General features: G+C 35.1%; 18 protein-coding genes and 1 other annotated feature. Of the genes, 7 read left to right on the forward strand and 11 right to left on the reverse strand.

What is annotated here, in order from left to right; translation table 11 throughout:
• Positions 1 to 478: 478 nt before the first annotated feature.
• Both leuS and ACH6CY_RS10760 read right to left on the reverse strand, forming a co-directional pair.
• A complete protein-coding gene (gene leuS / locus ACH6CY_RS10755) occupies positions 479 to 2899 on the reverse strand; it encodes a leucine--tRNA ligase (RefSeq protein WP_374067337.1) in 2421 nt (806 codons plus the stop codon).
• A gap of 75 nt (positions 2900 to 2974) precedes the next feature.
• Positions 2975 to 3195 (reverse strand) — a binding site (T-box leader).
• A gap of 131 nt (positions 3196 to 3326) precedes the next feature.
• Positions 3327 to 3602: a DUF2524 family protein gene (locus ACH6CY_RS10760; RefSeq protein WP_374067338.1), complete on the reverse strand. Its 276-nt coding sequence runs from the start codon at positions 3600 to 3602 to the stop codon at positions 3327 to 3329.
• Between the two features lie 134 nt (positions 3603 to 3736).
• Between ACH6CY_RS10760 and mnmL the strand changes: the two genes are divergently transcribed.
• A complete protein-coding gene (mnmL, locus tag ACH6CY_RS10765; RefSeq protein WP_374067339.1) occupies positions 3737 to 4699 on the forward strand; it encodes a tRNA modification radical SAM protein MnmL/YtqA in 963 nt (320 codons plus the stop codon).
• Positions 4693 to 5271, forward strand: a complete 579-nt coding sequence (gene mnmM / locus ACH6CY_RS10770; RefSeq protein ID WP_374067340.1) for a tRNA 5-(aminomethyl)-2-thiouridylate-methyltransferase MnmM — start codon at positions 4693 to 4695, stop codon at positions 5269 to 5271. Before mnmL ends, mnmM begins: the two co-directional genes overlap by 7 nt.
• Here the strand turns inward: mnmM and ACH6CY_RS10775 are convergent.
• From ACH6CY_RS10775 to ACH6CY_RS10790, 4 genes are all read right to left on the reverse strand, one after another.
• Positions 5268 to 6347, reverse strand: coding sequence for a tetraprenyl-beta-curcumene synthase family protein (locus tag ACH6CY_RS10775; protein WP_374067341.1), 1080 nt, complete (start codon positions 6345 to 6347; stop codon positions 5268 to 5270). The two genes, mnmM and ACH6CY_RS10775, sit on opposite strands and share 4 nt — an antisense overlap.
• A gap of 247 nt (positions 6348 to 6594) precedes the next feature.
• Positions 6595 to 8481 carry an asparagine synthase (glutamine-hydrolyzing) gene (asnB, locus tag ACH6CY_RS10780; protein ID WP_374067394.1) on the reverse strand — a complete coding sequence of 629 codons (1887 nt, stop codon included), beginning with the start codon at positions 8479 to 8481 and terminating at the stop codon, positions 6595 to 6597.
• A gap of 174 nt (positions 8482 to 8655) precedes the next feature.
• The gene (gene metK / locus ACH6CY_RS10785; RefSeq protein WP_374067342.1) at positions 8656 to 9852 is read right to left on the reverse strand and encodes a methionine adenosyltransferase; all 1197 of its coding nucleotides are present in this window, start codon (positions 9850 to 9852) and stop codon (positions 8656 to 8658) included.
• Positions 9853 to 10032: 180 nt separating this feature from the next.
• Positions 10033 to 10410 (reverse strand): thiol-disulfide oxidoreductase DCC family protein, encoded by a 378-nt coding sequence (locus tag ACH6CY_RS10790; RefSeq protein WP_374067343.1) that lies wholly within the window; start codon positions 10408 to 10410, stop codon positions 10033 to 10035.
• A gap of 140 nt (positions 10411 to 10550) precedes the next feature.
• Between ACH6CY_RS10790 and ACH6CY_RS10795 the strand changes: the two genes are divergently transcribed.
• The 4 genes from ACH6CY_RS10795 to ACH6CY_RS10815 all read left to right on the forward strand — a co-directional run bounded on the left by ACH6CY_RS10795 (position 10551) and on the right by ACH6CY_RS10815 (position 13759).
• Positions 10551 to 11540: an ABC transporter substrate-binding protein gene (locus tag ACH6CY_RS10795; protein WP_374067344.1), complete on the forward strand. Its 990-nt coding sequence runs from the start codon at positions 10551 to 10553 to the stop codon at positions 11538 to 11540.
• A gap of 14 nt (positions 11541 to 11554) precedes the next feature.
• The gene (locus tag ACH6CY_RS10800) at positions 11555 to 12334 is read left to right on the forward strand and encodes an ABC transporter ATP-binding protein (RefSeq protein WP_374067345.1); all 780 of its coding nucleotides are present in this window, start codon (positions 11555 to 11557) and stop codon (positions 12332 to 12334) included.
• On the forward strand, positions 12312 to 13121 hold the full coding sequence (locus ACH6CY_RS10805; protein ID WP_374067346.1) for an ABC transporter permease: 810 nt from the start codon (positions 12312 to 12314) through the stop codon (positions 13119 to 13121). Before ACH6CY_RS10800 ends, ACH6CY_RS10805 begins: the two co-directional genes overlap by 23 nt.
• Positions 13122 to 13594: 473 nt before the next feature.
• Positions 13595 to 13759, forward strand: coding sequence for a hypothetical protein (locus ACH6CY_RS10815; RefSeq protein ID WP_374067347.1), 165 nt, complete (start codon positions 13595 to 13597; stop codon positions 13757 to 13759).
• Between the two features lie 440 nt (positions 13760 to 14199).
• On the opposite strand, the gene ytkD is transcribed toward ACH6CY_RS10815, so the two are convergent.
• Together ytkD and ACH6CY_RS10825 are read right to left on the reverse strand one after the other, a co-directional pair.
• Positions 14200 to 14682 carry an RNA deprotection pyrophosphohydrolase gene (gene ytkD / locus ACH6CY_RS10820; RefSeq protein WP_374067348.1) on the reverse strand — a complete coding sequence of 161 codons (483 nt, stop codon included), beginning with the start codon at positions 14680 to 14682 and terminating at the stop codon, positions 14200 to 14202.
• Positions 14683 to 14694: 12 nt separating this feature from the next.
• Complete coding sequence (locus ACH6CY_RS10825; RefSeq protein WP_374067349.1) at positions 14695 to 15306, reverse strand: hypothetical protein; 612 nt, start codon at positions 15304 to 15306, stop codon at positions 14695 to 14697.
• A 158-nt stretch (positions 15307 to 15464) separates the two neighbouring features.
• Here ACH6CY_RS10825 and ACH6CY_RS10830 point away from each other — a divergent pair, with 158 nt between their 5' ends.
• Entirely contained in the window at positions 15465 to 16274 is an 810-nt protein-coding gene (locus ACH6CY_RS10830) for a DUF6612 family protein (RefSeq protein WP_374067350.1), read from the forward strand.
• Between the two features lie 275 nt (positions 16275 to 16549).
• On the opposite strand, the gene ACH6CY_RS10835 is transcribed toward ACH6CY_RS10830, so the two are convergent.
• The 3 genes from ACH6CY_RS10835 to ACH6CY_RS10845 all read right to left on the reverse strand — a co-directional run bounded on the left by ACH6CY_RS10835 (position 16550) and on the right by ACH6CY_RS10845 (position 19684).
• Entirely contained in the window at positions 16550 to 16894 is a 345-nt protein-coding gene (locus ACH6CY_RS10835; protein WP_374067351.1) for a YolD-like family protein, read from the reverse strand.
• An 11-nt stretch (positions 16895 to 16905) separates the two neighbouring features.
• On the reverse strand, positions 16906 to 18135 hold the full coding sequence (locus ACH6CY_RS10840; protein ID WP_374067352.1) for a DNA polymerase IV: 1230 nt from the start codon (positions 18133 to 18135) through the stop codon (positions 16906 to 16908).
• Between the two features lie 94 nt (positions 18136 to 18229).
• Positions 18230 to 19684 (reverse strand): o-succinylbenzoate--CoA ligase, encoded by a 1455-nt coding sequence (locus ACH6CY_RS10845; RefSeq protein WP_374067353.1) that lies wholly within the window; start codon positions 19682 to 19684, stop codon positions 18230 to 18232.
• Positions 19685 to 19765: the final 81 nt, after the last annotated feature.

The raw sequence follows: 19765 nt of genomic DNA on the forward strand, positions 1-19765 counted from the left end.
AGTTCGCTCACTCATTACTTGACTAGCATGTTACTTCTTAACATATTGGTTGTTTTGTTCAGTTTTCAAAGATCAAAATCATTATCGCAACATCTTCGCGACAATATCTTTAATGATAACACATACTCGCAACGCTGTCAATGATTTTTCAATTATCGAATCAACAAATCAAAGCAGCAAATTTTATAATACAGGACACAAATAATAAAGTCAATAGATACTTTCTTTTAATTTTTTCAGCACATGAAACAATTATATATACAAATGATCCAACATCAGTTTAAAGAATCGTTAAGTTAATTAACCCTGTATAACATTAGCAGTTAATCGGATTTTGAATTAATAACTATCTAAAACCTTGCAAAACCAGAATAATAAGAAGCAGAATTTCCAATTATATTGTCATAATCGTAAGTTCTGCTTCACAGCAAGTCGTCCTTATTTAACTACTTAAAAACAGCAATCGGTCACCTACCAATTAATTAGCTACAATATTAACAAGTTTTCCAGGGACTGCAATCACTTTTCTAACTGTCTTACCTTCTAATCTTTCTTTAATTGCTTCATTGTCTAATGCTTTTGCCTCTAACTCTTCTTTAGAAGCATCTTTGTCTACCATCATTTTCGCTCGGACTTTTCCCATTACTTGAATAACTATTTCCACTTCGTTTTCCACAAGTTTTGCTTCATCAAATGCTGGCCAAGACTGGTAAGCAATTGTTTCGTCATGCCCGAGTATGCTCCATAGTTCCTCTGATAAGTGAGGTACAACTGGTGATAATAGTTTAACAAATCCTTCTGCATAATCTTTAGCAATTTGATCTGCTTTATATGCCTCATTTACAAAAACCATCATTTGAGAAATCCCTGTATTAAAACGAAGCTCTTCAAAGTTTTCGGTTACTTTCTTTACTGTTTCGTGGTATACCTTTTCTAAGGTATTATTCGTTACACTATCAACTATTTTTGGTGACAATTCATTTGTTTCCTCTATGACAAACAGACGCCATATACGATCCAGGAAGCGACGTGAACCGTCTAACCCTGTGGTTGACCAAGCGATCGATGCATCCAACGGTCCCATGAACATTTCATATAAACGCAATGTGTCTGCACCATGTGTTTCTATAATTTCATCCGGATTAACAACATTACCTTTTGATTTACTCATTTTCTCATTGTTTTCACCAAGAATCATTCCTTGGTTATACAATTTCATAAATGGCTCTTTCGTCGGCACAACACCAATATCATATAAAAATTTGTGCCAGAAACGAGCATAAAGCAAGTGTAAAACGGCGTGTTCTGCTCCACCTATATAAATATCAACTGGTAACCATTTTTCTAAGTCCTCAAAATCAGCTAATTTTTCCGTGTTATCCGGATCAATGAATCTTAAGAAATACCAGCAGCTACCTGCCCATTGTGGCATCGTGTTTGTTTCTCGACGACCTTTCATTCCAGTATCAGGGTCCACCACGTTTACCCAGTCGCTAATATTTGCTAACGGAGATTCTCCAGTACCAGAAGGCTTAATTTCTGTCGTTTTAGGAAGTACTAATGGTAGCTCATCTTCCTTCACACCTGTAGTCGTTCCATCTTCCCAATGAATAATTGGAATTGGCTCACCCCAATAGCGTTGACGACTAAATAGCCAATCTCGTAATCGATAAGTAATTTTCTTTTCACCTTTATTATTTGTTTCTAACCATTCAATTGCTTTACTAATTGCATCTTCTTTATTTAAACCATTTAAAAAGTCTGAATTAATATGTTTACCATCACCTAAAAATGCTTCTTTCGTTACGTCGCCACCTTCAAGTACTGGGACAATATTTAGATCAAATTTTTTTGCAAATTCATAATCACGTTCATCATGGGCAGGTACAGCCATAATCGCTCCAGAACCGTAACTCATTAGTACATAATCAGCGATCCATATAGGTAGTTTTTCACCATTGATTGGATTCACCGCATATGCACCAGTAAATACACCTGTTTTATCTTTTGCTAAATCTGTTCGTTCTAAATCACTTTTTAATTTGACTTCATTCAAATAGTTTTGAACATGTTCTTGTTGTTCGGGTGTGGCCACTTTGGTAACTAACGGATGTTCCGGGGCTAATACTGCATAAGTTGCACCAAACAAAGTGTCTGGTCGTGTAGTAAATACAGTAAAGCTTTCATCTATTTGATCTATGCCAAAAACAACTTCCGCTCCTTCCGAACGCCCAATCCAATTACGTTGCATGTCTTTAATGCTTTCTGGCCAGTCTAGTTCTTCAAGATCCTCTAACAACCGATCAGCATAAGCGGTAATTCTAAGCATCCATTGTTTCATCGGCTTACGTTCAACCGGATGATCTCCTCGCTCACTCTTGCCATCGATTACTTCTTCATTAGCTAGTACAGTACCTAGCGCTGGACACCAATTTACTGCTACTTCGTCTACATATGCTAGACCTTTTTCGTATAATTTCAAGAAAATCCATTGTGTCCATTTATAATAATTCGGATCTGTTGTATTGAGTTCACGATCCCAATCATAAGAAAAACCTAATTCTTGAATTTGTCTGCGGAATGTATCTACATTCTTTTTAGTAAATGCTGCAGGGTCGTTCCCTGTATCCAACGCGTACTGCTCAGCGGGTAGACCGAATGCATCCCATCCCATCGGGTGTAAAACTTCATACCCTTGCATACGCTTCATTCGGGAAACAATATCTGTCGCCGTATAACCTTCTGGATGTCCTACATGTAAACCTGAACCTGACGGATATGGAAACATATCTAATGCATAAAACTTCTCTTTGTTTGTTTTCGTGTTCGTTTTAAACGTTTTGTTTTCCAGCCAGTAGTTACGCCACTTTCCTTCAATTTTTTTATGATTAAATGACATTTGTTACATCCTCCTTCGAATAATTACCAAAAGAACATTAGTTCTGTATATATAAAAAAAGACACTCATCCCCTAAACTGGGACGAGAGCCTTCCCGCGGTACCACCCAAGATTAACGTCTTTTAAAATAGACAATCACTTTGTTTCTTTAACGCAGAATATACGGTAATAGCTACTACAATTCACTATCACAACATAAAAGGCGAGTTCATAAAGTACAAGGACAACTTTCACCAACCGTTGTCTCTCTAAATTACTTGTAACTCTTTACTACTATTCCTCATCATTGTCGTTGCTTATTATTGTATACGTATTTTAAGAAAAAGGCTACGATTTGTCAAGTTCACACTAGACCATTTCAACTTAATGATGTATGATTCATTCACCCTTTTTGCACTAAAAAAATCTCCCTCATTAGGGAGACTATTTAATCATGTAATTGATTAGCATCTAAGATCATGTCATTTAAATAACGGTTAGCTTGTAAATGTAGACGATGAAGCTGTTCTTTTTGCTGATGATTTGCACTATCCATTAACTTCTTAATCTCCGCTTCCAAATTGCTTAGTTCAACTTGCGCTTGGTCATAAGATGCATTTACCTCATAACCATTTCTATTTGCTTGATCCAGTTGATACTTCGCTTCTGTAATGACTTTTTCTGTTTTAACGATCATTGCATCCATTGATTCTCTTGTAGCCATATTATCACCTCATTTTTTAGTTTTAACAAAACGAAAGAAATCATACACACGAGTGATTTTCATCAATAGTTCATGCTACAATAAACCATATGCTAAAAAAGCAAATCGTTTATTATTAAAAAGGAGTTTTTTCGTTGCAAAATCCATTTCCATATTCATTTGACCAAAAGCGATACCATTCATGGAATTATCATTTAAAAAACACATTTGGTGAAAAAATATTTAAAGTAGCACTAGATGGAGGATTTGATTGCCCAAACCGAGACGGAACCGTCGCTCATGGCGGTTGTACATTTTGTTCTGCTGCTGGTAGTGGCGACTTTGCTGGTGATCGAGTCGATGACTTAGCAACACAATTTAATAAAGTCAAAAACAGTATGCATCATAAATGGAAAAATGCTAAATACATGGGTTACTTCCAAGCTTATACTAACACCCATGCTCCTGTTAGTGAGCTACGGGAAAAATTCGAAACAATTTTAAAGCAAGATGGCGTCGTTGGTCTGTCAATTGCAACACGACCAGATTGCTTACCGGATGATGTGGTCGACTATTTAGCAGAACTAAATAAACGCACTTACTTATGGGTTGAATTAGGATTACAGACGATGCATCAGCAAACATCTGACTTAATTAACCGAGCACACGACATGTCCTGTTATTTGGAAGGTGTGAACAAATTACGTAACCATAACATCCGTATCTGTACACATATTATTAACGGGCTACCTGGTGAAGATTATCAAATGATGCTTAATACAGCTAAAGCTGTTAGTGAAATGGATGTACAAGGGATAAAAATTCATTTGATGCATTTATTAAAAGGGACGCCAATGGTAAAGCAATATGAAAAAGGGATGCTACGATTCATGTCTAAAGAGGATTATATCAAACTCGTTGTAGATCAGTTAGAAATACTACCAGAAGAAATGATCATTCATCGCATTACAGGAGACGGCCCTCCAGAATTATTAATTGGACCAATGTGGAGTATGAACAAATGGGAAGTGTTAAATGCGATTGATGCAGAACTTTTACGTCGTGATAGCTGGCAAGGAAAATATTACAATACGACAACTAAGGTGCTATCATGTTAAAACCAATCTTACCCTTTGCACATGAGCTGATTCAAGCAGCAATCGAACCTGGCGACTTCGCTATTGATGCAACATGTGGAAATGGAAATGATACGGTCATTCTTAGTCAAGCAGTTGGTAGCAATGGAAAAGTATTAGCTTTCGATGTTCAAAAACAAGCGATTGAAGCAACAAAAAAACGCCTATTTCAGTACCAACTCACAAATGTAGAACTTATTTTAGACGGACATCAACACGTAGAACAGTATATTCCTGAAGAGCGGAAGCAAAAATTAGCTGGAGCTATATTTAATCTTGGCTACCTCCCTAGAAGTGATAAGCAAGTGATTACTAAACCATTTACAACGATCACAGCAATCGATGCCATAGCTGCTAATTTAAAATGCGGTGGAACGATTGTGTGTGTCGTTTATTATGGTCACCCTGGTGGAGAACAAGAGAAGCAAGCATTATTAAATCATTTAGCCACTTTTGATCAGGATCATTTCCGGGTACTACATTATGGTTTTATTAACCAAAAGAACAATCCTCCTTTTATATTAGCAATCGAAAAGAAAAGCCAAAGAAATTAAACTTCTTCGGCTTTTCCTTTAAAATGGTTATACAATTTGATGTTAAGATGGAAAAAAGTAGAGTGAATACCGCTTGTTTGCAACAGCATTTTCGTAACTTCTTTCCCGTTTTCCAGTTGCTTCACTTTTGGATCTGCCAAATACAAGCCTACCAAACCTTTATGTATCATTTCATGAAAACGCTTATCCGGTAACAATTGTATACTTTTGTTCGTTTGTTTTATAAAAAACAATAATCGTTCTTTCAAATGGTGCTCATCGCGATAATAATGACAGAAATTCAAATCATCTTCCGCTAGGTCTTCTTGCTGATCAATATAATAATCTAACAAAATATGCAGCCCTTGCATAAATGGAAAATAACTATCAAATATTTTTCTCGCTAATTGTTCATCAGCTTTCCCTGCCATGCCATAAGCAACCATACAAAAGATACCAAGGGTCGATCCACTGGAAGCGGAAAATTCATACCAACTTAATGATGGCCATTTAACCCGGTAGGTTTGATACCAATTTTCTAAACGCGGAACTCTTTCTTCTTTTTTCACATGCTTATGTACTTGTAAATCACTATACAATTGCTCTAATTGTAAGCAGTAATGTTGTATATATTCATATGATGGGATAGTAAATAATGCTTGCTGACACGTTTGAACAAGCTCAGATAAATAACCACCATCCTCTTGATCTGAACGATATGCGTAGTAATTTTTTGTCGGCGCACCTGGTGACAATGCATCTTCCATTGACTGGTGTAACATGCGAAAATCTTCAGGATCTAGAGAAGTACTTCGATCACACAAGTTGTCTAAATAATCGCTTATTGTTTGATAGGCAACGATAAATTCAATAAAATCAATCCACCTATCTTCAGCTAACAAGCTATACACACTACCACCTTGACAATGAAATTTCTTAGTTTTGATACTTGCTAAAGCCTGTTCTCTTAATTCTTGATTTGGTATTAATTCTGCTTTAGCTTTCCAATAGTCCAATTGTTTTGAGACTTCTGGAAATACTTTTTTAAAAACGGATCGCATGAGCAATGGAGCAAAACGTGTAACTTGATGGCGCACAGTCGATACCTCTTTTCTTTTAGAAACATTGGAAAATTTCGTCTCAATCTAGTATACCATCTATTTAATTTTAATGTTTTACAGAAAAATGTAAGTCTTATATAAATCAATTATTCCATTTCAAAATGTCATTACAACCTTAAAATAGAATAAAAAACGTACTCTATATTTATACACCGCTAACATAATATAGTAAAGCACCCGCTGCCGATTATAAACGGACAGGGGTGCATAGGTAACCAAGGAACTAGAGTGTGTCGGTCATCAACTTGCTACCCTCTATTTCTGTTACAAATTCTTTTTCAATATATAGCTTATGCCAAATCATAAACATCAATACCGTCCATATTTTTCTACTATAATCGCTTTTACCTTGGCAATGGCTCTCCAATAATTCCAATATATAAGCTTTTTTTATTAAATGATCTGTTTGGCTTTCTTGAATTAATTGCTTTGCCCAATCATATAATTCATTTTTTAACCAATGCCTAATCGGGACAGGAAAACCAAGTTTCTTCCGGTCAAGCACATGATCAGGTACAATCCCTCTAGCTGCTTCCCTTAAAATAAATTTAGTCGTTCCATTCGCGATTTTTTGATCAACCGGTAGCTCACTAGCCACACGAAATACTTCTTTATCTAAGAATGGTACTCGTAATTCTAAGGAATGCGCCATTGTCATTCGATCAGCTTTCAATAAAATATCTCCTCGAAGCCATGTATGAATATCAATAAACTGCATTTGGTGAACAGCGTGTTCGCTTGTTACCGCTGCGTAAAGAGGATCGGTAACTTGTTGATAAACTTGATCAGGGTAATAATGCTGTAAAATATTTTTTTTCTCACTATTTTCAAACATTTTAGCATTCCCAATGTATCTTTCTGATAAAGGAGTTGTCCCACGTTCCAAAAAGCTTTTTCCCCTCATTCCTTCAGGCAACACTTTAGCTAGTTGGTTCAACAATTTGTTTAACACCTTTGGTAATTTATTGAAAATTCTTAAATCGTGCGGTTCACGATAAATATTGTAGCCGCCAAACAATTCATCTGCTCCCTCGCCCGAAAGCACTACTTTCACTTGTTTTCTCGCTTCTCTTGCTACGAAATATAATGGCACACTAGCTGGATCTGCTAACGGATCGTCCATATGCCAAATAATTTTAGGTAACTCTTTTATAAATTCTTCTGGAGTGATTGTGTACGCATAGTTGTCTACATTCAACTTTTCAGCTGTCTCTTTTGCAACATCTACTTCAGAATACCCCTCTTGTTCAAAACCAACAGAAAATGTTTTTATATTCGGATTGAACGATTTAGCCATTGAAACGATAATAGATGAATCAATTCCACCTGACAAAAAAGAACCTACAGGTACATCACTACGCATGTGAACGTTAACTGAATCGTATAACGCATGTTGGATACGGTCGATCCATTCTTTTGTTTCTCTCTTTACAGGATGAAAAGCCGGCTTCCAGTAAGTATGGAATGTAATGGTTTCGTTTCTATGCTTAACAAAATAATGACCAGGCTCTACCTTATAAATATCTTTGGACATGGATAATGGTTCAGGTACATATTGAAAGCTATGATAATGTTGTAGCGCTTCTAAATTAACTTCCTCATTATCTAAGTACGTTAAACTTTTTTTCTCTGATGCAAATCGTATATCTTGATTTGTTTTTTTATAATATAGTGGCTTAATACCAAACGGATCACGAGCACCATATAGTATCTCTTCTTGTTTATCCCATATCAAAATGGAAAACATCCCGCGCAATTGTTTAAAAGCTTCTTCTCGATAATGATGAAACATGGAGATGATTACTTCTGTATCCGAATCGGTCTCAAACTTATAACCATATTGAATCAATCCATCCCTTAATTCAATGTAGTTATAAATTTCTCCATTAAACACCATCCAATATCGCTCGTTCTGATATGAGAATGGTTGATGTCCGTTATCTATGTCAATAATACTCAATCTTCTAAAAGAAAAAGAAGCATATTCATCTTCATAATAGCCCTCGTCATCTGGGCCACGGTGAGTAATAAGTGTATTTTGACGATATAATTCATTTTCTTCGTTTAATATTTTGGGTTCATTTCTTAAAATACCAATAAATCCACACATTACTTTTATCTCTCCTTTTACCGAAACTCTATTCATGCTTTACAAATATTTTAGACATTTATTGTTTAGGTTTCGTTTCATTTATTAGTATTCTTTTCTGTTTTCACAAGTATACAACTAGTTAAAAAGCACTAGGTTTTAACCTAGCACTTTATTTAAATAAATTGCGCGCGCCTATTGTACAAACGTTTGTAACGCATCTACTTTATCCGTACTTTCCCACGGAAATAAAACATCTGTTCTCCCAAAATGACCATAAGCAGCTGTTTGACGATAAATTGGTTTACGCAAATCAAGCATCTTAATAATTCCAGCTGGACGTAAATCAAAGATCGTTCGTACTGCTTCGACTAACTGTTCTTCGTTTACTTTGCCACTACCAAAAGTATTAATTGAAATCGAAACCGGTTCTGCTACACCGATTGCATATGCGAGTTGCACTTCACAAGCTGTTGCTAGTTCAGCAGCAACAATATTTTTAGCAACATATCTTGCTGCATAAGCTGCGGAACGATCTACTTTTGTAGCATCTTTACCACTAAATGCTCCACCACCGTGACGAGCATATCCACCATACGTATCAACAATAATTTTTCTTCCTGTTAAACCAGCATCACCTTGAGGCCCCCCAATAACAAATCGACCTGTTGGGTTGATAAAATACTTTGTTTGTTCATCTAATAAATACCCAGGAACAATCGGTCTAATGACATGTTCTTTTAAATCCGATTGAATCTTCTCTAATGGAATATCTGGATGATGTTGTGTAGAAATAACAACCGTATCTATTCGAATTGGCTTGTTTGTTTCATCATATTCTACTGTAACCTGTGTTTTTCCATCTGGTCTTAAATAGCCCAATGTTTTATCTTTTCTCACATCTGCAAGTTGTTTTGCCAATTTATGTGCTAAAGCAATCGGTAATGGCATTAATTCTTTTGTTTCATTATTTGCATAACCAAACATTAATCCTTGATCTCCGGCACCAATCGCTTCAATTTCACTATCTGTCATATTTCCTTCACGTGATTCCAATGCTTGATTCACACCATCAGCAATATCAGGTGATTGTTCATCAATTGCTGTCAACACGGCACACGTCTGGGCATCAAAGCCAAACTTTGCTCTTGTATAACCAATTTCTTCAATCGTTTTTCTAACTATTTGCGGGATGTCTACATACGTAGATGTAGTAATTTCTCCAGAAACTAATACTAACCCTGTCGTTACAGTAGTCTCACATGCAACCCGAGCATTTGGGTCATTTTTTAAAATTTCATCAAGAATCGCATCAGAAATTTGGTCACTCATTTTATCTGGGTGCCCCTCTGTTACTGATTCTGAGGTAAATAATCGACGATTTGCAGTCATTCTGCTAAATCTCCCTTCTCACACTTCTAACGACTATAAACATTTGCTGAATACATCTATTTTACGCCTTCCTTACTTATTCTGCAATAATAATGTCTAGTATCTTTTATCGTTAATAATACACTCGAATGTTATCGTAACGGAAGCATTTATTGTTGTCAATATAAATGAGACTGATTATTAATGAATTCGACAAGTCCCTTTTTTACATTTATTTTTAAAGAATCGGTAGCGATTTCGAGCGATAAATCGATAAAGCGGATTGCCGATTCGATCTGTATACGGTAAATAAGCGAGTAAGCCTAACCAGCTTGTAAGCACGCAACGAAGTAAAATATATCTAACCGCATAGAAACCTTTTAATAGTTTTCCATCTGGACGTTTTACATGGATCTCTCCTTCTAATGCTTTCTTATCCTTTTCTGCCAGATTGACTCTTTTCTGATAATCTTGCAATGACTCCCATTTAAAAACACGAAACCAATCGATCCATTTTATTATTTTTTTACTTTGTTTACAAAGATAGCAGTTTTGATCATATAAAATAAGTGTTTTCATTAAATAACGCCTCCTAACACAAGTATTCCACTCCTGTTCTCTGATTAATCTTGAATCTGTTTTCAAAGCTAGATAGGCAAGCACACATCGTAATATATTGCATAAAGTATAACAAACCCCTGGATTAAGGAGCCATATTGATGAAAAAACACTGCTTTTTATTTATGTTTCTTTGGTTACTATTGTTCGTTACTGCTTGTACCAATTCGAATGATCTAACAAAAGTGAAGGTTGCTGAAGTAACTAGAAGTATTTTTTATGCACCACAATACGTTGCATTAGCGGAAGGCTATTTTGAAGAAGAAGGTTTAGATGTTGAGCTACAAACAATTGCCGGCGGGGATAAAGTAATGACTTCACTTTTATCTGGAAGATCAAACATTGGCTTAGTTGGACCAGAAACATCCATTTATGTAGAAGCCCAAGGAGCAGAAGATTCGATCGTTAACTTCGCACAATTAACTCAAACAGATGGTACCTTTCTTATCGCTAGAAAGCCAATCGATAATTTTTCATATGAAGATTTAGTGGGACGGGAATTCTTAGGTCAACGTAAAGGTGGCATGCCACAAATGGTTGGAGAATATGTACTAAAGGAGAATGGCATTGACCCACACAAAGATTTGAACTTAATTCAGAATATCGATTTCGCAAACATCGCTAGTTCTTTTTTATCTGGAATTGGTGATTATGTACAATTATTTGAGCCGACTGCTAGTCAATTCGTGAATGACGGAAATGGTACGATCGTTGCTTCTTTTGGTGAGGATTCTGGTAATATACCTTACACAGCATTCATGGCAAAGCAAAGCTTCTTAGAAGAAAATCGCGATACAGCCAAGCGCTTTACCCGTGCGTTATATAAAGCGCAACAGTTCATACAAAAAAACGATTCCGAAACAATCGCTCGTATTGTTCAACCTTATTTTGAAGAAACAGCATTACAATTATTGAGCGCTTCTGTCGAACGTTATAAATCACAAGGCTCTTATGCAGAAAATCCAGTTATTGATCAAGAAGAATGGAATAATTTAAAAGCGATTATCGATGAAGCAGGTGAACTACGTGCTGATATTAAACATGACGTTATCGTCAATACAGAGATCGCCAAAGAGATTATGAATGAATAAGGAGGTAATATTTCTTGGGTTTTTTACAATTGAAACAAATTACTCATTATTATTTTAACTCATCGAGCTATACGAAGGCTTTAAATAACCTTTCGATCTCTGTAGATGAAGGTACATTCATTTCACTATTAGGACCTAGCGGTTGTGGAAAAACAACGTTACTGTCCATTATGGCAGGAATCATCAAACCGACATTTGGCAGTGTTTCGATAAATAATAAACCATTAGAAAAGAACCAAAGAGAAATTGGTTATATGCTGCAACAAGATTATTTATTCCCTTGGAAAAATATTATTGACAACGTGTTGATTGGTCCGAAAATAGTAGGAAGCCAGTATAATGAAATGATTGAAAAAGCAAAACAATTATTAATAGATATGGGACTAAAAGATGTAATAAAAGCATATCCGACTAGTCTTTCAGGCGGAATGCGTCAACGCGTGGCACTTGCTAGGACATTGATTACTAACCCTTCTTTACTTTTGCTAGATGAGCCTTTTTCTGCACTTGATTTTCAAACAAAATTAAAGCTCGAGGATTTTGTTTCAGCATTATTAAAACAATATCATAAAACATCCATACTAGTTACCCATGACATTGGAGAAGCGATCGCAATGAGTGACCAAATTTATTTAATGAGTGCCAATCCCGGAGAAATTCATCAACAGTTTGAAGTTCCAATCGAAATACGTGATTTGTCTCCTTTTGAAGCACGAAAACATATCAAGTATCAACATCTATTTGATCGGATTTGGGAGGAGTTGAACCGTCTTGAAACAAAATCAGCAATCTGATAAACAGCTGTTTGATCATTATGTTAAAAAAATCAAAGCAGATCGACGCCATACAAGATACATGCAATTACTTCTCTTTTTTTCATTTTTTTCACTTTGGGAGCTTTCTAGTCAATTATATTGGATTGATCCGTTAATTTTTAGCTCCCCATCAAAAATATTTTCATTATTATATGAAAATACATTAAACGGGAATCTATGGCACCACATGCGTGTGACCGTATTAGAGACCATTGCTGGTTTTTTTATTGGTACAGTCGGAGGCATTATCATTGCCTTTTTACTATGGAATTCACGGAAATTATACGATGTACTTGATCCTTATTTAGTTGTTTTGAATGCTTTACCGAAAGTAGCTTTAGGACCAATTATTATTGTTGCACTGGGGCCTGGTTATTTTTCCATTATTATGATGGGTGCAATTATTTCCATCATTGTTACTAGCCTGGTCGTCTACAGTGCTTTCCGTGAAGTAGATAAGAATTATATAACAGTCCTACAGAGCTTTGGAGCAACCAAATGGCAATGCTTTAAAGAAGCTGTATTTCCCGCTTCACTTCCTTCTATTATTTCTACTTTTAAAGTAAACGTTGGGTTATCATGGGTAGGAGTTATTGTAGGAGAGTTTTTAGTAGCTGCAAAAGGGTTAGGTTATTTAATTGTGTATGGATTTCAAGTATTTAATTTTACGCTTGTATTGTATAGTTTACTTGTTATTGCCTTGATCGCAGCGATCATGTACCAAGCAGTCAATCAATTTGAAGCATGGTTAATTAAAAAAATATAATATTGTAGACTGACATAGCGATTTGAGACAATAATAAAACATCTTCTTAGGCTGCGATTCCTCTAAATTCAAATAGAGATTGGTAGCCTATTTTTTCTTGAATTCGTTCTTTATTATAGTGCTTCATAAATTTATCTACACGATTGCTAATTCCCCGAGCTGATACGCCAAAAGTTTCTACGCAACAATTTCATTATTATATAAATCCATCATAGTTGATAAATATAATGTATTTAGACCGTACTGGATACAAGTAACCCACTTCTCGTTTGGCTTGGATACAATGAATTTTATTTCAAGTAAATGAGGTGCAATTATAACCGTCTCAACTTATGATTCCCGTCTTCTTTTTTGTAAATTTTACCAATAACATTTAAATTTGTTATTTTTTATAATTTTATTGCTAAATAATGCAGGATTATTATATTAAAAGAAGAAGTATGTATGTGAGAGGCCTCTCAATAAAACAAAAAATGAATTCATTCGTAAACAAAAATAATAGTAATGGCATTTTAAACATTATTGATCCTAATCAAAACCAATCGGACGCTATAAGCACCTTTGCTTTTAAAGTAGGTAAAACCGCTGTTAATACTTATTGGTGGGTATTAGAGTATATATTAGTAAGTACACACTGAATGCTATCGGAGCTGGGGTGGCTATTGGTGGTATTTAGATACTAGAACCACTTATGTCTAAGATTTTAGCGACAGCCGGAGTAATAATTGGTTTAGCCTGAATGGATACAGTTTAATATCCATTGACCCCAAGGTGCAATAATTTCTAACCCGATGATTCCTATTCGCAAAAAGTATAGTAATCTAAGATTTCAATAATTTTTAAGTAGTGGTGATAAGTTAATGATTCATTTTATAAAACATAACCTTTTGCAGCTTGTTACAACAGTTGTATTGTTGTTTTTATTTTCCTTATCTGCATGGAGTAGCTTATCGAATTATTTAGTGATGGTATTAGTGATAGTTACTCTATTAGTATTTTTCACTTTGCAGAATTTTTTAGACAAAAGAGGATAAAACATATCATAAAATAAAGAATAGAAGCTTATTAAACACAGCTTCTATTCTTTATTGATCTCCAATACTTTATTGATTTGTTTTAAGCTACACGGTAATACTTGATCTTTCATAATAAAGCTGAACATCTGATTAGTTGCGATTTGTTCTGGGAGTGTTTCTAATAACACTGGACCCTCCGTTTCAAAATAGTTGGATTGTTTCGTTAACAAACTTATTTCGGCAAAATAAATGTTTTTTGCTACATGCTCTGTCTTACCTTTTACATAATATTGCCCAACATAAGTTAATGTTTTGATCAATCCGCCAGTTTCCTCTTTTACTTCACGAATAGCGGCTTCTTCTGGGGTCTCCCCCTCTTCTACCTTTCCACCTGGGAACTCTAATCCTCGATTCTTATGCTTTGTTAAGAGCCATTGATTTTCCCACCTACAAATGACCCATACATGTTTTGGATGCTTTTCAAATGGATGATCGTCAAATGATAGCTTTACCTCATTTGCATAGTAATCTTTAAAAACTTCCATATATGTCCCTCTTTATACTGCTTGTTTTGCCTCTATTGTAACATCTTTTTGGTGGTTGTGGTTAATTTTAGTAATTTTCCACTCCCCTTGATTATAAGTCATCTCTATTTTAATCACATATGCTCCATGTAAATCACTTTGGTTATGTTGTGTAATATGGTAAATATTATCCGCTACTGCTTCTTTTTGATATGCTTTACCTTCCACAAACCATGGTGGTGTTTCTGTAGGCAAAATATATAATCCATCTGCTTCTTCTTGATAGTAATATTCTACATATGGTTTAGCTATCTCTCTTGTAGTGATATATTCAAATGCTTGGTACAGTTCTTCTTTTGCATTCATATGTTTCACTTTATATGCTGTATCGATATCTTGGACTAGAGTATCCATAAATTGTTTCATTTTTTCAATTATCTTTTGATGAGTAAGTATGATTTGTTCCTCTTGAGAAGCACGGACAACAGACTCATCTTTGACTTCATTTGTTCCAGCCACTTCCTTTTCCTGTATAACACTTATGTCATTGGAACGAGTTGATGTATCTGCTTCTTGATATGAAAATATAATTAATGGAATAATTGCTAGTAAACTAATAAATATTTTCACTTTCTGTTTTTTCATTTCGTCCACCCCTTATATTCTTTATATACCTGTTATTTTGAATCATTAAACATTTTCCATGGAACTTTTCATTATTTTGTTCCGTATATATTTAGAACGGATAAACGAGCAGAAAAGTTTTTCTGTTTTTTATTTTTAAAAAAAGAGGAGTGTTATTGATGCAAAAAATATTCTTTTCAATGGCGACTAGCTTATTATTACTGACTGCATGCAGTACAGAGGAGCAGGCAGATGATCTGTTTAATAAAGCCGTAGAAGCTAATGAAAAAATTGAAAACCTAGAAGTAGATATGGTTATTAATCAACAAGTTAGTGGTGATAACATACCGAGTGATGTATCAGAAGAGAATTCCAAATCATTAGATGGAGTTTTTCCTACAACTACAACCTCGACTACAAAACTACAAATTGAACCACTTGTATTACATCAAACAATACAAGTAATGGGAACACCAATCGAAATGTATTACAGTGAACAAGGATTATTTACGCAAAAAATGAATGAGGATACGTGGTATAAGATAGACAGTGATGAATTAGGTTTACTATCACAACGAATGGATGAAATAAGGAGTCAAACACCCGATAAGCAATTAGATAATTTTAAGGAATACTTGGATGAGTTTTCATACGAGGAGCATGAAGATCGTTATGTTTTACATTTGAACGCAAGCGATTTAAATATTGAGAAATTATTGAGAGAGCAGTTAGGAACTTCTATGTTAGAAGAATTGTTTACAGATGAAATGATGGAAGCTATTGCAATTAATCAATTAAACTATGAAATAACCTTGGATAAATCTACTTATTATGTCTCTTCCATTTCTACAGAGTTGGATATGACTATAACGGACAATGGAGAAGAAACATCGATTAGTCAGAAAATAGACCGTACTTACACGAAGTATAATGAACTAGAGGATCTTAAGGTACCAGAAGAGATTATCACCGATGCAGAACCTTTCTAATCATCATTCAAAAAGGATTCCGAGCTCTTCTTGAGACGGAATCCTTTTGATCGAGTAAGCTTGCATCTGTCTTATGCATTAGATCTATCACACTCCACACACACTGTCTTTTCTACCTAGACAATGAATCCATATTAGTAGATCCTACTGTACTCTGAACAGCTTCTTCATCCAATCGATCATTGCTTGCTGTAATCCTTTTAAATGCTTCTAGTTAGTATAATACGATACGTCAATCGTTTTTGAAAACCTTTATTCTCTCCCTTTTTCTCCAGTTATGAAATAGTCACACTTAGCACATCATAAAAAGAAATCCAATCTTCTTTTTCATTATTTACTATTTTTATTGTATCTTGTTGAGTGTTCACTTTCTCTATTTTACCTGTATAATATATAAATTGTTGAGGGTGATACGTTACTATTTTCACTTCATGTTGCTTATAAAAAGCGAATGAAATATCTTCTGAAAGTTGAGCAAGCTCCTGTTCATCAAATTTAGGTTTTTCATATTTCTTTTGTTTGTTTTGATGTCTTTTTAAAATTGCTTTATGTTCAGGAAGGATCATCCGGCTAGACTCCCACATCATATTATATCCTTGTGTTAATTTATTTGGTTTCACAGCATTCACTCCTATTTATAGTGTCCTCCAATTTTATTTGCGCGTACATGTACTTGACCTGCCGTCATTAAAGAGGATGCCTGAACAATGGCAGTTGGTCCATACTTTTCATACATGCGGTCTATTGCTTTGCTCAATTTTTCTTTTTCTTCCGTTCGATCAAATAAAGAAAGCTGGTAACTATCTGCTTTTTCCAATTGTCCTAAAGTAATTCCGATCGATCGAACAGGTAATCCATCCCAAAACTTTTCAAATAAATGAACAGCTACATGATAGATATCCGCTCCAAAATATGTTTCCGTAACTAGCTTCTGTTGACGATGAAAGCCAGTCGGAAAATCAAAATCACTTCCTCTTATAGTAACAGCTACGCTTCTTCCTAAATAATTTTGCTTCCTTGCACGGCGAGCAACTTTTTCACTCAACTCCAATAAAATCACTTTTATATCATTCAAACGATAGTAATCCTGCGGCAGTGTCATTTGATGTCCAATTGCTTTCTGTTGTTGATGGGTTTTCGTAGTAACAGGGCTATAATCAATTCCGTTAGCCGTTCTCCATAGCACCTCGCCATTAATTCCCCACCTTTTTTTGAGCCAATGAAGTGGATGATTTGCAACATTTCCAATCGTATGCAAGCCCATTCTCATTAAATGCTTCTCCATCTTTGATCCAACGCCAAATAAATCACCAACTGGAAGCCCCCATAAATGACTTTCTAATTTCGAATGATCTAATTGAAAAATGCCTTTTTTATTTTTTTTAGCATAAACATCACACGCCATTTTTGCTAATACTTTATTCGGACCAATTCCTATCCTTGCTTGAATACCTATATTTTCTACTATCGCACGTTGAATTTTTTCAGCAATTTGAATTGGTGTACCAAACAGACGTTGACTTGCTGTAATATCAATAAACTGCTCATCAATCGAATATACTTCAATTTCATTAGAAAATTGCTCTAAAATTTTTGTTATTTGATAAGAAACATCAATATATAATTGCATACGAGGGCGAACGACTACAACTTCAGGACATTTTTTCTGCGCTTCCCATAATGTTTCTGCTGTTTTCACACCATGTTGTTTTGCAATTGGACAGGCGGCTAAAATAATCCCGCTTCGATGTTTCGGATTACCGGATACAACTACTGACTTAGCAAATAAAGCTGGATTAGCAGCTTTTTCAATCGAAGCATAAAATGACTGCATGTCTACTAAAAAAATAACTTTATCCAAACAATCCTCCCCTTCCTAAATAAAAAAGAACAAACGTTCGTATATAGTATATACAAACCCTTGTTCTTTTAACAGTGGTAATTATTGCATGAATTTAAAGTTGCTTTACTAATTTATGCCGTAATAATTTTTTTGAAGTAGTTCTCGGTAACGTATCTACAACATAAAATGCTTTAGGCACTTTATATTTTGCCAAAGCTTTAGTACACTCCTCTTTTGCTATATTCAAATCAAACGCTTGATTAACAACAACAAATGCGACTGGTACTTTCCCCCATTGTGCGTCTTCTTTACCTACTACACCAGCTTCGACAATTCCTTCTATACGCAACAAAACATTTTCCACTTCAGCAGGATAAATGTTCTCCCCTCCTGAAATAATTAAATCATTTCGACGATCAACCACATATAAAAAACCTTCCTCATCTAAATAACCTAAATCTCCAGTTGGAAGCCAACCCTCTTGTTTCACTAGCTCCTGTTTATAATAACCTTGTGTAACCATTGGACCTTTAACAAAAATTTCACCAACAACTAACGGGGGGACTGTTTGTTTGTCATTCACAATTTTCACCTCAGCAGAAAAAAGTGCTTTTCCCGCAGAACCTGTTTTTTTACATGCATCACTTGGACTTAACGTAGCAATTTGTGATGCTGTTTCAGTCATCCCATAAGTTTGAAAAACAGGAATATGATAGCTTGCCGCTTTTTTCAAAAGCCGTTCTGATGCAGGTCCTCCACCTAAGAGCATACAACGGAACGATTCTGGATAGCGATCAGCTTCTAATTGTTCGATTAGACGATCAAGTATTACAGATACAACGGAGACAATCGTAACACCTTTATTCATGATCGCATAATTCATTTGCTTTGGCTCAAATTGATCCAATAAATAAATAGGCATGCCATAAATAATATTTTTTATTAACAAAGAAAAACCACCAACATGAAATAAGGGCAAGGTAGCAAGCCACTTGTCTTGTTTGTCTAAACCTAAATTAAGCATAGAGGAGATAGCGCTCCACCAATGATTCCCATATGTATGAACAACCCCTTTGGGATTCCCGGTTGTACCAGATGTATAAATGATCGTATAAACATCATTTAAATTTATTTGTTTTCGAAGCGAAAAATTGGCTTTAGGTAATTGATGAATCTCTGAAAAGGAAAAAAAGTTTCGTTTATCTGATACAGATAAATCGTTAACTAACGATCGTTTTTCTTCTTCAAATAATACAAACGATACATCTGCATCTTTTAATTGAAATTGAATTTCTTGTTGTGTCAAACGAGTATTAAGCAAAACCGCAACTGCATTGATGTAACTTAATGCATGAATAGCTACGATAAAATCTAAACGACTGTCTGTATAAATAGCAACATGTTTCCCTTCTTGAATACCAATGGATCGCAGCTTTTTTGCGAAAGTTTTGGTTTTATTTCTTAACTCACGAAAGGATATCTTGCCAAATGAAGGTGATTCAATAGCAAGACCGTCACTGTTCAATTCAACTTGTTTCTCAAGCCAATGAGGCATTTGTTCACCCATAATCATAGATAACTCCTATCTTAAAATATTAATCAAACTGTATACTATATTCTCGATTAAAAAAAAGACGAACAACATGGC

Origin of the sequence: Paraliobacillus sp. JSM ZJ581 (genome assembly GCF_044383835.1) — a bacterium.
In the GTDB taxonomy this organism is placed as follows: domain Bacteria; phylum Bacillota; class Bacilli; order Bacillales; family Amphibacillaceae; genus Paraliobacillus.

Excerpts from the sequence above, each read along its gene's own strand:
- leuS (WP_374067337.1), bottom strand. The coding sequence starts at position 2,899 with ATGTCATTTAATCATAAAAAAATTGAAGGAAAGTGGCGTAACTACTGG.
- ACH6CY_RS10760 (WP_374067338.1), bottom strand. The coding sequence starts at position 3,602 with ATGGCTACAAGAGAATCAATGGATGCAATGATCGTTAAAACAGAAAAA.
- mnmM (WP_374067340.1), top strand. The coding sequence starts at position 4,693 with ATGTTAAAACCAATCTTACCCTTTGCACATGAGCTGATTCAAGCAGCA.
- asnB (WP_374067394.1), bottom strand. The coding sequence starts at position 8,481 with ATGTGTGGATTTATTGGTATTTTAAGAAATGAACCCAAAATATTAAAC.
- metK (WP_374067342.1), bottom strand. The coding sequence starts at position 9,852 with ATGACTGCAAATCGTCGATTATTTACCTCAGAATCAGTAACAGAGGGG.
- ACH6CY_RS10790 (WP_374067343.1), bottom strand. The coding sequence starts at position 10,410 with ATGAAAACACTTATTTTATATGATCAAAACTGCTATCTTTGTAAACAA.
- ACH6CY_RS10795 (WP_374067344.1), top strand. The coding sequence starts at position 10,551 with ATGAAAAAACACTGCTTTTTATTTATGTTTCTTTGGTTACTATTGTTC.
- ACH6CY_RS10815 (WP_374067347.1), top strand. The coding sequence starts at position 13,595 with ATGAATTCATTCGTAAACAAAAATAATAGTAATGGCATTTTAAACATT.
- ytkD (WP_374067348.1), bottom strand. The coding sequence starts at position 14,682 with ATGGAAGTTTTTAAAGATTACTATGCAAATGAGGTAAAGCTATCATTT.
- ACH6CY_RS10825 (WP_374067349.1), bottom strand. The coding sequence starts at position 15,306 with ATGAAAAAACAGAAAGTGAAAATATTTATTAGTTTACTAGCAATTATT.
- ACH6CY_RS10830 (WP_374067350.1), top strand. The coding sequence starts at position 15,465 with ATGCAAAAAATATTCTTTTCAATGGCGACTAGCTTATTATTACTGACT.
- ACH6CY_RS10845 (WP_374067353.1), bottom strand. The coding sequence starts at position 19,684 with ATGGGTGAACAAATGCCTCATTGGCTTGAGAAACAAGTTGAATTGAAC.